Below are 14,605 nucleotides of genomic sequence, written 5' to 3'. Positions count from 1 at the left end.
AGATGCCTAAATCTACTGATATAAAATCAATTTTAATTCTTGGTGCGGGACCAATAGTCATCGGACAAGCATGTGAGTTTGATTATTCAGGTGCACAAGCATGCAAAGCACTAAAAGAAGAAGGTTATAAAATTATTCTTGTAAATTCTAATCCTGCAACTATTATGACTGATCCTTGCATGGCAGATGCTACATATATTGAACCTATTCATTGGAAAATAGTAAAAAAAATTATACAAAAAGAACAACCTGATGCATTGCTTCCTACTATGGGTGGTCAAACTGCGCTGAATTGTGCTTTAGAATTAAATCGAAGAGGAATACTAAAAAAATTCAATGTAAAAATAATAGGTGCTACTATTGATGCTATCAATAAAGCAGAAGATAGAAAATTATTTGAAGATTCTATGAAAAAACTGAATCTAAAAACTGCAAAATGTGGAATTGCACATAATATTCAAGAAGCATTATTAGTTTTAAAAAATGTAGGTTTTCCATGTATTATACGACCTTCCTTTACTATGGGCGGACATGGTGGAGGAATTGCTTATAATCAAGAAGAATTTGAAGATATTTGTGAAAGAGGATTAAAATTATCTCCTACTACTGAGCTCTTAATTGATGAATCACTTATCGGTTGGAAAGAATATGAAATGGAAGTTGTAAGAGATAAAAATAATAATTGTATTATCGTATGTTCAATTGAAAATTTAGATCCTATGGGTATTCATACTGGTGATTCAATTACTATAGCACCAGCACAAACTTTAAGTGATAAAGAATATCAAATTATGAGAAATGCTTCTATGTCAATTTTACGAGAAATAGGAGTAGAAACAGGAGGTTCCAACGTACAATTTGCAATTAATCCTAAAAATGGCCGTATGATTGTAATTGAAATGAATCCGCGAGTTTCTCGTTCTTCTGCTTTAGCTTCTAAAGCAACTGGTTTTCCAATTGCAAAAATAGCAGCTAAATTAGCTGTAGGATACACATTAGATGAACTTGCTAATGACATCACAGGGATAAATACCACAGCATCTTTTGAACCATCAATAGATTATATAGTAACTAAAATTCCTAGGTTTAATTTCGAAAAATTTTTAGGATGCAACGATAGACTCACTACTCAAATGAAATCTGTCGGAGAAGTAATGGCTATAGGACGAACTTTTCAAGAATCTATACAAAAAGCCATTTGTGGATTAGAAATTGGATCAAGTGGTTTTGATTCTAAGGTATCATTTGCTGATAATAAACAAGACATAATAAAAATTAGACACGAACTAAAAGATGCTGGAGCGGAAAGAATTTGGTATATAGGTGATGCATTTCGCTGTGGAATGTCTGTAAATGACGTATTTGAATTGACGTCTATTGATCCCTGGTTTCTTGTTCAAATTCAAGAAATTATTCAATTAGAGAAAAAAATCATACAAAAGGGATTTATTGGATTAGATTATAATTTCTTTTATTTTATTAAAAGAAAAGGTTTTTCAGACTTGCGTATAGCAATTTTAACTAATAAAAAAGAAGAAGAAATACGTCAACTTCGATATGAATTAAATTTACATCCTGTTTATAAACGAATTGATACCTGTTCAGCTGAATTTTCAACTGAAACAGCATATATGTACTCAACATGGGAAGATGAATGTGAATCTCATCCAACGAAAAACACTAAAAAAATTATCGTTATAGGTGGAGGGCCCAATAGAATAGGACAAGGAATAGAATTTGACTATTGTTGTGTACATGCAGCTCAAGCTTTAAGAGAAGATGGTTTCGAAGCAATCATGATTAATTGTAATCCAGAAACTGTATCTACGGATTATGATATTTCTGATCGACTTTATTTTGAACCCATTACGTTAGAAAACGTTTTAGAAATAGTTAGAATTGAAAATCCAAAAGGAGTCATCATTCAATATGGAGGTCAAACACCATTAAAATTAGCACGTCAATTTGAAAAAGAAGGCATACCAATTATTGGAACTAATCCTGATGCAATCGACAAGGCAGAAGATCGTAATCGTTTTCAAAAAATTGTAACTAAATTAAAATTAAAACAACCTTTAAATGCAACTGTTCTAACCCTTGAAGAAGCACACAAAAAAGCTATAGAAATTGGTTATCCTATTATGGTTCGACCATCTTATGTATTAGGTGGTAGAGCGATGGAAATTGTTTATGAGCCATGTGATCTAGATAACTATTTTAAAAAATTTTTAAAAAATAATCATATTACTCCAATTTTATTAGATCAATATTTAAACTATGCTATAGAAGTTGATGTAGATGCAATATGTGATGGAGAAAAGGTATTAATTGGAGGTATAATGGAACATATTGAACAAGCTGGAGTTCATTCTGGAGACTCAGCATGTTCCTTACCAGCATATACACTAACAAATAAGATTCAAAATAAAATTAGAGAACAAGTTAAAAAATTAGCTTTTGCATTATCAGTAAAGGGATTAATGAATGTTCAATTTGCTATAAAAAACAATGAAATATACATTATCGAAGTCAATCCTAGAGCAGCTCGTACAGTACCTTTTGTATCAAAAGCAACAGGTTTAGCACTTGCAAAAATTTCTGTTCGTGTAATGTATGGTAAAACATTATCAGAACAAGGATTTTGTAAAGAAGTTATACCATCATATTTCTCAGTAAAAGAAGCAGTCCTTCCTTTTGATAAATTTCAAGGAGTAGATCCTATATTAGGTCCTGAAATGCGTTCTACCGGTGAAGTTATGGGAATAGGAAAAAATTTTTCAGAAGCATTTTCTAAAGCAATGTTAGGTTCTCATACAAATATGAAAAAATCAGGTCGTGTACTTCTTTCAGTAAGAGATGATGATAAAAATAGCATTGTGAATTTAGCAGTTAAACTTCAAAAGTTTGGTTTTAAAATAGATGCTACTAAGGGTACCTCTATAGCATTAAAAAAATCTGGAATTATGGCTCGATTAGTGAACAAGGTCCATGAAGGAAGACCTCATATACAAGATCGTTTAAAAAATGGAGAATATTCATATATAGTAAATACTACATCTTGTCATCAGGGTATGAAAGATTCTCAGTTAATATGCCGGAGTGCTTTACAGTATAAAGTACATTATGATACTACTGTTAACGGTGCTTTTGCAACTGTTATGGCATTAAATGAAGAGCCAACAGAAAACATTATATCTTTACAAGAAATTCACAAAAAAATAAATTTAATTAATTAAAAAAATTAAATTTATAACTTTTTATAAATATGTTGTAAAACATATTTATAATTTTAAATTTTAAAAAATCGTAAATTAAGATGAAAATTAGTTTAATTTCAGCAATTTCAAATAATTTAGTAATTGGACATAATAATAAAATACCTTGGTATCTTCCAGAAGATCTAAAATGGTTCAAAAAAAATACAATACATAAAGATATTATTATGGGACGTCTCACATGGGAATCTATTTTAAATCATCCCTTACCAATGCGAAAAAATATTGTAATCAGTCATAAAGAAATCATACATAAGGATGTGATATGGGCCAATTCAATCTCGAAAGCATTGCTTTCTACTACATATGACAAAGAAATTATGGTAATCGGAGGATCAAAAATATATAAACAAATGTTGTTTTATGCAACTAAGCTATATTTAACACATGTAGATTTTAATGGAATTGGTGATACTTATTTTCCTCAATATAAATCATGTAAATTTTGGAAAACTATATTTAGAAAACAACATTTTAAAGATAAAAATAATCCTTATAATTTTTGTTTTGAAATTTTATCAAGATAAAAAAATATATTAATTAAATATTTTTAATTTAATTTTAACTATTGTTTTTTTGAAAAGATTGAAAAAAGTATTTTTTATCTTCCCATCGAAACATGGTTAATTTTCCTCCCCAACAACAACCACTATCTAATGGAAAAAATGGTTGAGGTACCTTTGTTCCTATTAAAGAAGACCAGTGTCCAAAAAAAACTGAATATTCTTTTGGAATCTTATTTGGTATTTTAAACCATGGTATCAGAGGATATTTAACTAAATTAGGAGATTTTTTACAAATAAGGTTTAATCTACTATCAGGATAACAATATCGCATACGCGTAAAAACGTTAATACTATATCGTAATCGGTCTAATTTATTTAAATTTAAGTTCCAATAATTAATTTTATTGTTAAAAACAGATCTTAAAAATGAAGAATAATTTTTACCTGATAAACATTTTTCAATTTCTAACGCATATTTTTTTGCTGTATCGATATCCCATTTAGGACTAATACCAGCATGTGACATAATAATTTTTCTTTCTTCATCAATTTTTAAAATAGATTGACATCGCAACCAATTAATCAATTGTAAATTATCTTTTGCAGATAAAAATTCATCAAAATAATTTTCTTTTTTATTTTCTTTAACACCAGAATACACTGCAATTAAGTTTAAATCATGATTTCCAAGTATGATTTTTATTCGTTTTCTTAAAGAATAAAGATATCTTATTACTTTAAGAGAATCTGGTCCTCTAGATACTAGATCACCTGCAATCCATAAAAAATCTTTTTTATCATTAAAAAAAGATTTTTTTAAAAGTAACTTGAATTCTTTATAACAACCATGAATATCACTGATAAAATAAATGCTCATATATTTTTCACTTTTTTAAAAGAAAATAATTAATTAAAATTTTTATTTTTTAAAATATCATTTTCAATTATATAATTAGATAGTTGGCAATACTGCAGTATAGAAAGATTTTCTGCTCTTAATTTTGGATCAACATTTAATTTTAAAAAAATTTTTTCAGAAAATATCTTCCCTAAACTATGACGCAATATTTTTCTTCTTTTTTGAAAAGCTAAATTTGTTATATAACTAAGAACTTTGATATCATGAGTAAAATAAGGAGATTTTTTATGAGGAACTAAATTGACAAATGTAGAATCAATCTTAGGAATAGGTCGAAAATTTTCAGATGCAACGTTAAATATGATTTTAATATTACAATAATACTGCGCTATAATACTTAAACGACCATATGATTTAGTTCCCGGAAAAGCAATTAAACGTTCAGCAACCTCTTTTTGTAGCATAAAATTCATATCTTGAATTATTTTATTTTTTTCAAAAAAACAAAAAAGCAAAGATGTAGAAATATGATATGGTAAATTTCCAAAAATGCGAATTAATTTATTCTTTTTATAAAACAAATTTAAATAATCAAAGATTAAAGCATCTTGACAAAAAACTATTAACTTTGAATAAAAAGAATATTTTTTTAAAAAATTTAATAAATTTAAATCAATTTCAATAACAATCAACTCATCTACTATATTGCATATAGGTTTAGTTAATGCACCTAAACCTGGACCAATTTCAACTAGTGTTTGCTTTAATTGAGGATTTATAAACTTAACTATTTTTTTAATTAAATTTTGATTTATAAGAAAATTTTGACTAAATCTTTTAAGAGGCAAATGTTTTTTTATTTTTTTTTTCATTAGAATATAGTAATTACTTGATATAAGAATTAAACTTTTTTTACTAAAAAGTTAATTTTAAATTTAATTAATTTTTAAAAATCTTAATATAAGATGATTTTTTTAGTTGTCTTATCCAATTATATCTTTCTTTTTTTATCTTTTTTTCTAACAAAAAACGATAAACTAAATTTTTATCTATTCTATTGGATTTATCTACTTGACGTATATCTAACAACTTAATTATATGCCATCCAAAATTAGATTTAATTGGTTTACTGATTTCATTTTTTCTTAAATCAGTCAAAAAATTGCGAAAATCATTGCTAAAAAAATCAGTTGAAATCCATCCTAAGTCACCTTTTTTGTGAGATGAATAAACATCATGAGATAGCTTTTGAACAGCGTAATCGAAACTATATTTTTTGTTTTTAATATTATTATATATATAATATATACTATTTTTTGCTTGTTTATCATCTAAAATAACAGAAGGACGTATTAAACAATGTTGTATATGAAATTCAGTTGTCAAGTTTTCTTTATTCTCGTTTTCAATTTTATTTATTTTTAAAATATAAAAACCTTTCAATCCTAAAATAGGACCTAATATTTGATTTTTTTTAATAATTTTTAATTTATTCAAGAATATTTTTTTTAAATATTTTAACGATTTAGATCTTATTTCTTTTGATAAAAATATATTATTATTTTTTTTAAAATATTCATAATAATAGTTGAAAGAAGCATCTTTCTTTATTTTTTTGGCAAAATGATCTGCTAAAATTTTTGTATTTTTAATAAAAATTTTATTTTTTTCTTTTATAAAAGGTAGAAAAATACAATTAATATCTATTTTTTTTAATTCATTTTGAGTATTTATTAGTTTATTTAAAAATAAATCTACTTCTTTTTCTGAAATATGAACGCGATTATGTAACACATAATCTTGAATAATTTTAACTTTTAATGAATTTTTAATCTTGTTAAAATAATCATTGTAACTGAAAGAAGTATTAGTATTGTTCATTAATATATTTCTTTTTAATTCTTCAATAGTAATATTTTTTTTTAAAGCGTATTTACTAAGTACATTATTTACTTGATCATCAGTTACTACAATATTAAATTTTTTTGCTTCTTCTAAAATTAAAGTTTCTGTAATTAATTTTTTAATTATTTTATTTCTTAAAAAATTAATTTTTAAAGGTATTTTTACTCTTTGATCTTCTTCTTTTAACGAAAAAAGAACTTGATTTACATCACTATTTAATATAATTTGATTATTTACGATAGCAATAATTTTATCAATTTCTAATTCTTTAGAATAAGTAATAGAAAAAAAACTTAAAAAAACATATAAAATTAAAAAAAAATATACTTTCATTATTATTCTTCTTTCTTTTAAATTTTCTTGATTTTTTTAGAAAAAATGCTTAAATTTTCTCAAAATATTAATTTTTAATTATTTTTTGTTATAATTTTAAGATTAATTTTTCTTTAAATTTTTTTGGAGATTATATTAAAAATATATATAATAAACAATATTCAATATTTATCAAAAAAAACTAAATCAATTAAAAAATAATTACATTTAAAATTATTTTATATATTTTACAATAAAAAACTTGAAAAATTAATGAGTATTTATGGAATCTTGGTTAACATCTTTAATAACACAGTCTTTAACATTTTCAATATTAATAGTTGGAATTGTATCTTTTTTAGAATCACTCGCTTTAGTAGGATTGCTATTACCTGGAATAGTGTTTATGGCAACATTAGGTACATTTATAGGTAATGGAAAACTGCCTTTTTATCCCTCTTGGATAGCAGGTATAATCGGATGTTTACTAGGAGATTGGTGTTCATACTTTATCGGTTTATACTTTAAAAATTGGCTATATAGTTTAAAATTCTTAAAAAAAAATTGTCATTTGCTTGATAAAACTAAATCTCTATTGCATAAACACAGTATGATAACAATACTCGTAGGTCGTTTTATAGGACCAACTAGACCTCTTATACCAATGGTTTCTGGAATGCTAAAATTGCCTTTAAAAAAATTTATTCTTCCTAGTTTATTAGGATGCATTTTATGGCCTCCAATATATTTCTTTCCAGGAATTATTACAGGAATAACTATTAATATACCTCCAAATCCAAAAAATGACTATTTTAAATGGCTTTTATTGATTATTGCAATTTTAATATGGTTTGGAATATGGTTAACATCAAAATGGTGGAAAATAAAAAAAATAAAAAATAAAAATAATATACATTTTATTAAAAGAAACATAGGATGGATAGCATTAATTATACTATCATCTGGAATCATAGGGTTAATATTAATTCAATTTCATCCTACAATGATAATTGTCAGAAAAGTTTTTTCAACTATATTATAAAGATATTGGTATCAAGATAATTGATATCAATATACTACTAAAGATACTAGATCTTCGCATAAATAAAATCAATATGTAATATCTTCATTTTGAATGCATGCCGTTGTATAGCGTGCACTTTTACTGTATATTTTTTTTCTTTTATTAATAAACATAAAGTTTCTTTATAAAAATCTTCTTTTTTTTGCAAATTAAAAACTAAATTATGATCCATTGTAATGGATATGGGAGTATTGTTAAAACCGTATAAAACTCCTGGAAATTTATCTTCTATACGTAATTTTCTACTAAAACTCTTACCTTTTTTATCTCTTATTTCCGCTTTGACTATAAACATAGGGGATACTCTCTCTGATTTTAATAAAAAAATTAGTTAGATTTTCATTGTAATGATCTTAACCAATCAATTTCTTTTTCCCATAGTTTTGGATTAATTGTTTCTAATATCATTGGAATATTATGAAAATTTTTATTTTTTATAATCCATTTAAAAACTGATTTTCCAATTTCACCTAAACCTAAATTTTCATGCCGATCTACACGACTATTAAACTGTTTTTTAGAATCATTCAAATGGAAACCCTTTAAATACTTCATTTCTATTAAATCAAAAAATTTATTAAATGTACTTTCATAATCTATTTTTGTTCTTAAATCATATCCTGAAGCAAATAAATGACACGTATCGATACAAACTCCGATTCTAGATTTATCATCAATTTTTTTAATAATTTCATATAAATGTTCAAATCTATAACCAATATTAGTTCCTTGACCTGCAGTGTTTTCTATTACAGCAACTACGTTCTTTGTTTTTTCTAAGGCTATATTAATAGATTCAGAAATTCTTGATAAGCAAGTCACTTCAGAAATTTTATTCAAATGACTACCGGGATGAAAATTTAAAAAACGTAAACCAAGTTGGTCACAACGAACTATTTCATCAATAAAAGCAACCCGAGATTTTTCTAAAAAAAAATCAATAGGATGACCTAAATTAATTAAATAACTACTATGAGGTAAAATTTTTTCCGGTGAAAAATTATATTTAATACAAGCTTTTTTAAAATCCTCTATATTTTTTTTTTGTAAGGGAAGAGAAATCCATTGACGTTGATTTTTAGTAAAAAATGAAAAAGTTGTTGCTTTTATTTGAAAAGCACGAAAGACTGCTTTTTCTAAACCACCAGAAGAACTAACATGTGCACCAATATAGTTCATATTTTTCTTTTCCGTAAAGATTTTTATATTTTTTAGCAAGGAGAAAAAATTGATTTTTTTAAAAATTATATATTTTAATGAATAATTAATATCATACTGAGAAAAATTGTTTTAATCAATAAAATAGATATATTTATTCCTATTTTTTATTTTTTAAAAAAAAATTCTTCTCGAATATTTTTATCAGATTTAAATAAACCATCTAAACATGAAGTAACAGTACTACTACTGGTATCACATACTCCTCGAGCTTTAACACAAAAATGATCCATATGAATAATTATTGCAACATTTTTAGTTTGTAATAAAACTTGCAGAACTAGAAGTATTTGTTTTGTTAAACGTTCTTGAATTTGAGGTCTTTTTGCAAAAAATTGTGCAATTCTATTTATTTTAGATAAACCAATAATTTTATTCTCAGGAATATATGCAATAGTAGCTTGTCCATTAATAGTAATAAAATGATGTTCGCAAGTGCTTATTAATAGAATATCGCGTACTATAATCATTTCATGAAATTTTATTTTATTATCCATCAACATAATTTTTGGAAAATTTTTATAATCTAAACCAGAAAATATTTCATTAACATACATTTTTGATATTCGAATAGGTGTATCTTTTAAACTTTCGTTTTTTAGATCTAAATTTAGTAAAGACATAATTTTATATAAATATTCTGCAATTAATAATTCTCTTTCTTTTTCTTTTATATCATTGTATTCTTTTAAAATAGGATTTTCTAAACCTTTTAATAATAAAACATTACGTGCAATATTAGCTTCTTTAGTGATTTTAATCATAATTTTTTCCTTAAATTAAATATCATACACTTTTTATTTTTACATGTGAAAACCATTTAAACTGATTTATAACTAAAACATTTATACGTAAAAAAATCATTATTAATTATATATAAATATATAAATTATATATAAATATATATAATAAAAATATATCTACTATTGCTTCTCTTGGATATAAAAATGGAAAATAATCATAACAATTTTTCTAATCTAATTACAATTTTACAAGAATATTGGACAGAACAGGAATGCGCTATTTTTCAACCTTTAGACTTACCGATAGGAGCAGGTACATTCCATAATACAACATTTTTTGGAACCATTGGACCAGAACCCATACGAGCAGCATATATACAATCTTGTAGACGTCCTACAGATGGAAGATACGGAAAAAATCCAAATCGTTTACAACATTATTATCAATTTCAAGTAATTATAAAACCGCCTTTAAAAAATATTCAAAACATTTATTTAAAATCATTGAATTTACTTAAAATAAGTGAAAAAAGAAACGATATACGTTTTGTAGAAGACAATTGGGAAAATCCTACATTAGGTGCTTGGGGCATTGGCTGGGAAGTTTGGCTAAATGGAATGGAAATTACTCAATTTACTTATTTTCAACAAGTAGGTGGATTAGAATGCAATCCTGTAACTGTAGAAATAACTTATGGTTTAGAAAGAATAGCTATGCACATGCAAAATCAATCAAACGTATATGATCTTATTTGGAGCGAAAATAAATTTAAAAAAATTACTTATGGTGATATTTTTCAACAAAATGAAATAGAACAATCCAAATATAATTTTGAATACTCTGATATTAATTTGTTATTTGAATATTTTCAAAAATATATATTTGAAGCAAAAAAATTAATAGAATTAAAAAAACCTTTGCTATTAGTATCTTATGAAAAAATATTACAAGCAAGTCATGTATTTAATTTACTAGATGCAAGAAAAGCAATATCTTCTAGTGAACGTCAAAATTATATTTTAAAAATTCGAAAATTAGCTAAAAAAATTGCACAAGAATATTTATATTCAAGAAAAAAATAAAATTTTTATTATAATTAACGAGAAAAAAATGATAAAAAAAACATTTTTAGTCGAAATAGGAACTGAAGAACTACCTTCTAACATCCTTAAAAAAATTATTTTAGTTTTTTACAAAAATTTTGTAGATGAACTAAGTTTTAATAAAATTTTATATAAAAACATCAATTATTTTTCTACTCCAAGAAGATTAGCATTACAAATTATAGAACTTGACACTTCAGAAAAAATAAATGAAAAAATAAAAAAAGGTCCAGCAATAAAACATGCTTTTGATGAAAACGGTAATCCAACAAAAGCAGCTTACTATTGGGCTAAGAGTTGTAAAATAAATTTAAATCAAGCTGAAAGATTGAAAACTAAAACAGGAGAATGGATCATACATCGTATACAAGAAAAAAAAGAAAAAATTGAATTGTTATTTCCTAAAATAATAGAAAAAATACTTAAACAAATTAATTTGAAAAACACGATGAGATGGGAAACTACTAATCTTAGATTTATTCGTCCTATCCGTAATATTGTAATGCTATTAGATGAAAAAATTATTAAAAGCGAAGTATTTAATGTACCTTCTAATAATTTTCTTTATCACCATATTTCTTGTAAAGAAGAAAAAATATACATTAAAAATGCAATAGAATATCCTGCAGTTCTTTTTAAAAAAAATAAAATAATAGCTAATTATGAAACTCGTAAAGAAAAAATAAAATATGAAGCAAAAAAAATAGCAAAAAAAGTTGATGGAATTATAAAAACGAATCCTTTTCTACTTGAAGAAGTTACTTCTTTAGTAGAATCACCTCAAGCACTTTTAGCACGTTTTAAAAAAGATTATATTAATTACATACCTAAAAAAATACTTATTCATACTATAGAAAAACAACAAAGATGCTTTTCAATATATAGTAATAATTCAAAAAAAGAAATTTTACCATATTTTATTTTTATTTCTAATATAAAATCTAAAAAAAATAAAGAAATTATTTTAGGAAATGAAAAAGTTATGCATGCACGTTTATCAGATGCTATGTTTTTTTTAAAACAAGATAGAAAAAGGAAATTAGAAAATTATCTCCCATTTTTAAAAAAAGTTTCATTTTATAATAATTTAGGTACATTATATGAAAAAACATTACGTTTAAAATTACTTATAGAATCTATTTCGTGTTATACCAATACAATTAATAAAAATGACTTAATCAGATCAGCTGTTTTATCAAAATGTGATCTCATAACTCAAATGGTAGATGAATTTCCAGAATTACAAGGCACTATAGGAATGTATTACGCTTTAGAAAACAAAGAGAATAAAGAAGTCGCTATAGCTATTAAAGAACAATATTTACCGTCTTTTTCAGGTGATGAATTACCTTCTACCCCGATAGGTTGTCTATTATCTATTTCTGATAAAATTGATACTTTATCAGGAATGTTCGCGATTGGAGAGACTCCAACACCAGAAAAAGATCCATTTGGATTAAGACGTGCTGCTTTAGGAATATTACGCATTATTATAACAAAAAAAATACCAATAGATTTAAAAAAAATAATTGAAATCAGCCTAAAAATTTATACTTTTAAAAAAGTAAACTATTCAATTATATCTAAAAAGATTATAAAATTCTTTATATCACGATTATCGTTTTTTTATGAAAAAAAAGGATATAGTACTAAAGTCATTAAATCAGTATTATCCTGTAAATTGACAGAACCTTTAGATATCGATAAAAGAATTAATGCAATATCTGATCTTAAAAAAATAGAATCAATTATATTAATTGCTAAACGAATAGATAATATAGTAAAAAACAACCATCAAATAATTTCTAGTGAAATTCATGTTGAACTGATGAAAAAAACAGAAGAAAAAAATTTATTAAAAGAAATAAAAATTTTTAATAGTAAAACAAAAGAATTATTTATACAAAAAAAATATAAAGAAATATTAGTAGAAATAAAAAAACTTGAAAAACCAATAGATAATTTTTTTGATAAAGTACAAATAAATCATTCAAATTTTGAAATTAGACAAAATAGATTATTGCTTTTAATAAAAATTCAAAAATTTTTTTTAAAAATAGCAAATTTTTCTTACTTATATTAAAAAACATAAAAATTTTAATTAAAAATTATTTATAAAGATTCTAAGGTACCTTTAGGAAGAGATGAAACTATAAAATCTTTTTTTATAAATATTTCTGTGGTATTGTTTAATTGAAGTAAAACATATCCGTTTTCTGTAACTTTTTTAACTCGTCCTAAAAAACCACTAGTTGTCATTACCTCATCTCCTGGAGCAATAGAATTCATAAGATTTTTATGTTCTTTATCTTTTTTTTGCTGAGGACGAAAGAGCATAAAATAAAATATTAATATAAATGTTACTAGCATGAAAATTAAGGAATAAGAATTTCCCTCTAATGCTTGATTCACTGCTGCATTAGCATCTTTAATAAAAAAACTCATTAAATAGTTTTCCTAATGTATTAAAAAAATATATTTATTTTTTTTGATTATAAAAATTTGATACAAATTCATCAAACTTTTTTTGTTTTATTGCATTTCTTATATTGAACATCAAAGTTTGATAATAATGTAAATTATGTATTGTATTAAGACGAGCTCCTAAGATTTCATTACAAGAATCTAAATGATGTAAATAAGATCGGCTATAATTTTGACAAGTATAACAAGTACATTTTTTGTCTAATACAGACAAATCTTTTTTATATTTGGCATTTCTGATTTTTATTATACCATTTGTTACAAACAAATGTCCATTCCTAGCATTTCTTGTGGGGAGAACACAATCAAACATATCTATTCCACGATAAACAGATTCAATTAAATCTTCAGGTTTTCCTACTCCCATCAAGTACCTTGGTTTTTTTTTAGGTATTTGAGGAGTAATATGATCTAATAAATCATGCATTTCTAATTTAGATTCACCAACAGCTAATCCACCTAAAGCATATCCATCAAAATCCATTTTTATTAATTCTTTAAGAGAAATATCACGTAAAGATTTATATGATCCACCATGAATAATACCAAATAAAAGATTTTTCTTGTTTTTTTTCTTTAAATCAAAATGTATACGACTTCTTCTAGACCAGTTTAATGATCTTTCCATGGCAAACTTTGTTTTTTCCCAATCCTTATTATATGCAATACATTCATCAAAAATCATAATAATATTAGAACCCAAATCTATTTGAATTTCCATTGATAATTCTGGAGTTAAAAAAAATTTTTTACCATTAATATGATTTTTAAAAATTACTCCTTCTTCTTTAATTCTACAAAAGTTTGAAAGACTAAAAATTTGAAATCCACCTGAATCAGTTAAAATAGGACCGTTCCAATTCATAAAATTATGCAAACTACCATGTAGTTTTATTATATCTTGACCTGGTCTTAAATATAAGTGGAGTGCATTAGACAAAATTATTTTACTACCAGTATTTTTAATTTCTTCTATATTAAGACTCTTTACTGTTCCATATGTTCCAACTGGCATAAAAACAGGAGTTTCGATAATATTTCCATTAAAGTTAAACATACCATGTCGGGCTTCTTTGTCTTGACTAATAACCTGAAATTTCATATTTTTTCCGCAA

General features: G+C 24.6%; 13 protein-coding genes. 5 read left to right on the top strand and 8 right to left on the bottom strand.

Going from position 1 to position 14,605, the window contains the following annotated elements; genetic code table 11:
* The first annotated feature begins 2 nt into the window (after positions 1–2).
* Both carB and folA read left to right on the top strand, forming a co-directional pair.
* A complete protein-coding gene (gene carB / locus BUSG_RS00740; protein WP_011053672.1) occupies positions 3–3,236 on the top strand; it encodes a carbamoyl-phosphate synthase large subunit in 3,234 nt (1,077 codons plus the stop codon).
* Between the two features lie 80 nt (positions 3,237–3,316).
* Positions 3,317–3,802 (top strand): type 3 dihydrofolate reductase, encoded by a 486-nt coding sequence (gene folA, locus BUSG_RS00735; RefSeq protein ID WP_011053671.1) that lies wholly within the window; start codon positions 3,317–3,319, stop codon positions 3,800–3,802.
* A 34-nt stretch (positions 3,803–3,836) separates the two neighbouring features.
* On the opposite strand, the gene BUSG_RS00730 is transcribed toward folA, so the two are convergent.
* The 3 genes from BUSG_RS00730 to BUSG_RS00720 all read right to left on the bottom strand — a co-directional run bounded on the left by BUSG_RS00730 (position 3,837) and on the right by BUSG_RS00720 (position 6,881).
* A complete protein-coding gene (locus tag BUSG_RS00730) occupies positions 3,837–4,658 on the bottom strand; it encodes a symmetrical bis(5'-nucleosyl)-tetraphosphatase (protein WP_011053670.1) in 822 nt (273 codons plus the stop codon).
* Positions 4,659–4,687: 29 nt separating this feature from the next.
* On the bottom strand, positions 4,688–5,512 hold the full coding sequence (gene rsmA / locus BUSG_RS00725) for a 16S rRNA (adenine(1518)-N(6)/adenine(1519)-N(6))-dimethyltransferase RsmA (RefSeq protein ID WP_011053669.1): 825 nt from the start codon (positions 5,510–5,512) through the stop codon (positions 4,688–4,690).
* 67 nt (positions 5,513–5,579) lie between these two features.
* On the bottom strand, positions 5,580–6,881 hold the full coding sequence (locus BUSG_RS00720; protein ID WP_256359014.1) for a peptidylprolyl isomerase: 1,302 nt from the start codon (positions 6,879–6,881) through the stop codon (positions 5,580–5,582).
* A gap of 259 nt (positions 6,882–7,140) precedes the next feature.
* Between BUSG_RS00720 and BUSG_RS00715 the strand changes: the two genes are divergently transcribed.
* Positions 7,141–7,899 (top strand): DedA family protein, encoded by a 759-nt coding sequence (locus BUSG_RS00715; protein WP_011053667.1) that lies wholly within the window; start codon positions 7,141–7,143, stop codon positions 7,897–7,899.
* 46 nt (positions 7,900–7,945) lie between these two features.
* Here the strand turns inward: BUSG_RS00715 and rplY are convergent, their stop codons facing one another.
* The 3 genes from rplY to folE all read right to left on the bottom strand — a co-directional run bounded on the left by rplY (position 7,946) and on the right by folE (position 9,923).
* A complete protein-coding gene (gene rplY / locus BUSG_RS00710; RefSeq protein WP_011053666.1) occupies positions 7,946–8,236 on the bottom strand; it encodes a 50S ribosomal protein L25 in 291 nt (96 codons plus the stop codon).
* Between the two features lie 44 nt (positions 8,237–8,280).
* Entirely contained in the window at positions 8,281–9,120 is an 840-nt protein-coding gene (gene nfo / locus BUSG_RS00705) for a deoxyribonuclease IV (protein WP_011053665.1), read from the bottom strand.
* 146 nt (positions 9,121–9,266) lie between these two features.
* The gene (gene folE / locus BUSG_RS00700) at positions 9,267–9,923 is read right to left on the bottom strand and encodes a GTP cyclohydrolase I FolE (RefSeq protein WP_011053664.1); all 657 of its coding nucleotides are present in this window, start codon (positions 9,921–9,923) and stop codon (positions 9,267–9,269) included.
* A gap of 183 nt (positions 9,924–10,106) precedes the next feature.
* On the opposite strand from folE, the gene glyQ reads away from it, so the two are divergent.
* Together glyQ and glyS are read left to right on the top strand one after the other, a co-directional pair.
* Positions 10,107–10,985, top strand: a complete 879-nt coding sequence (gene glyQ, locus BUSG_RS00695; protein WP_011053663.1) for a glycine--tRNA ligase subunit alpha — start codon at positions 10,107–10,109, stop codon at positions 10,983–10,985.
* Positions 10,986–11,013: 28 nt separating this feature from the next.
* Positions 11,014–13,089 carry a glycine--tRNA ligase subunit beta gene (gene glyS, locus BUSG_RS00690; protein WP_044006080.1) on the top strand — a complete coding sequence of 692 codons (2,076 nt, stop codon included), beginning with the start codon at positions 11,014–11,016 and terminating at the stop codon, positions 13,087–13,089.
* A gap of 29 nt (positions 13,090–13,118) precedes the next feature.
* On the opposite strand, the gene yajC is transcribed toward glyS, so the two are convergent.
* Together yajC and tgt are read right to left on the bottom strand one after the other, a co-directional pair.
* On the bottom strand, positions 13,119–13,451 hold the full coding sequence (gene yajC / locus BUSG_RS00685; RefSeq protein WP_011053661.1) for a preprotein translocase subunit YajC: 333 nt from the start codon (positions 13,449–13,451) through the stop codon (positions 13,119–13,121).
* A 34-nt stretch (positions 13,452–13,485) separates the two neighbouring features.
* A complete protein-coding gene (gene tgt, locus BUSG_RS00680) occupies positions 13,486–14,592 on the bottom strand; it encodes a tRNA guanosine(34) transglycosylase Tgt (protein ID WP_011053660.1) in 1,107 nt (368 codons plus the stop codon).
* Positions 14,593–14,605: the final 13 nt, after the last annotated feature.

The sequence above is a fragment of the Buchnera aphidicola str. Sg (Schizaphis graminum) genome (genome assembly GCF_000007365.1).
GTDB lineage: Bacteria > Pseudomonadota > Gammaproteobacteria > Enterobacterales > Enterobacteriaceae > Buchnera > Buchnera aphidicola.
This window is presented reverse-complemented; position numbering and strand designations above follow the sequence as displayed.

What these genes read in the sequence shown, in the direction of transcription:
- glyS (WP_044006080.1), top strand. Translation starts at nt 11,014, where the DNA reads ATGATAAAAAAAACATTTTTAGTCGAAATAGGAACTGAAGAACTACCT.
- nfo (WP_011053665.1), bottom strand. Translation starts at nt 9,120, where the DNA reads ATGAACTATATTGGTGCACATGTTAGTTCTTCTGGTGGTTTAGAAAAA.
- rsmA (WP_011053669.1), bottom strand. Translation starts at nt 5,512, where the DNA reads ATGAAAAAAAAAATAAAAAAACATTTGCCTCTTAAAAGATTTAGTCAA.
- folE (WP_011053664.1), bottom strand. Translation starts at nt 9,923, where the DNA reads ATGATTAAAATCACTAAAGAAGCTAATATTGCACGTAATGTTTTATTA.
- glyQ (WP_011053663.1), top strand. Translation starts at nt 10,107, where the DNA reads ATGGAAAATAATCATAACAATTTTTCTAATCTAATTACAATTTTACAA.
- BUSG_RS00715 (WP_011053667.1), top strand. Translation starts at nt 7,141, where the DNA reads ATGGAATCTTGGTTAACATCTTTAATAACACAGTCTTTAACATTTTCA.
- tgt (WP_011053660.1), bottom strand. Translation starts at nt 14,592, where the DNA reads ATGAAATTTCAGGTTATTAGTCAAGACAAAGAAGCCCGACATGGTATG.
- carB (WP_011053672.1), top strand. Translation starts at nt 3, where the DNA reads ATGCCTAAATCTACTGATATAAAATCAATTTTAATTCTTGGTGCGGGA.
- yajC (WP_011053661.1), bottom strand. Translation starts at nt 13,451, where the DNA reads ATGAGTTTTTTTATTAAAGATGCTAATGCAGCAGTGAATCAAGCATTA.
- BUSG_RS00730 (WP_011053670.1), bottom strand. Translation starts at nt 4,658, where the DNA reads ATGAGCATTTATTTTATCAGTGATATTCATGGTTGTTATAAAGAATTC.
- folA (WP_011053671.1), top strand. Translation starts at nt 3,317, where the DNA reads ATGAAAATTAGTTTAATTTCAGCAATTTCAAATAATTTAGTAATTGGA.
- rplY (WP_011053666.1), bottom strand. Translation starts at nt 8,236, where the DNA reads ATGTTTATAGTCAAAGCGGAAATAAGAGATAAAAAAGGTAAGAGTTTT.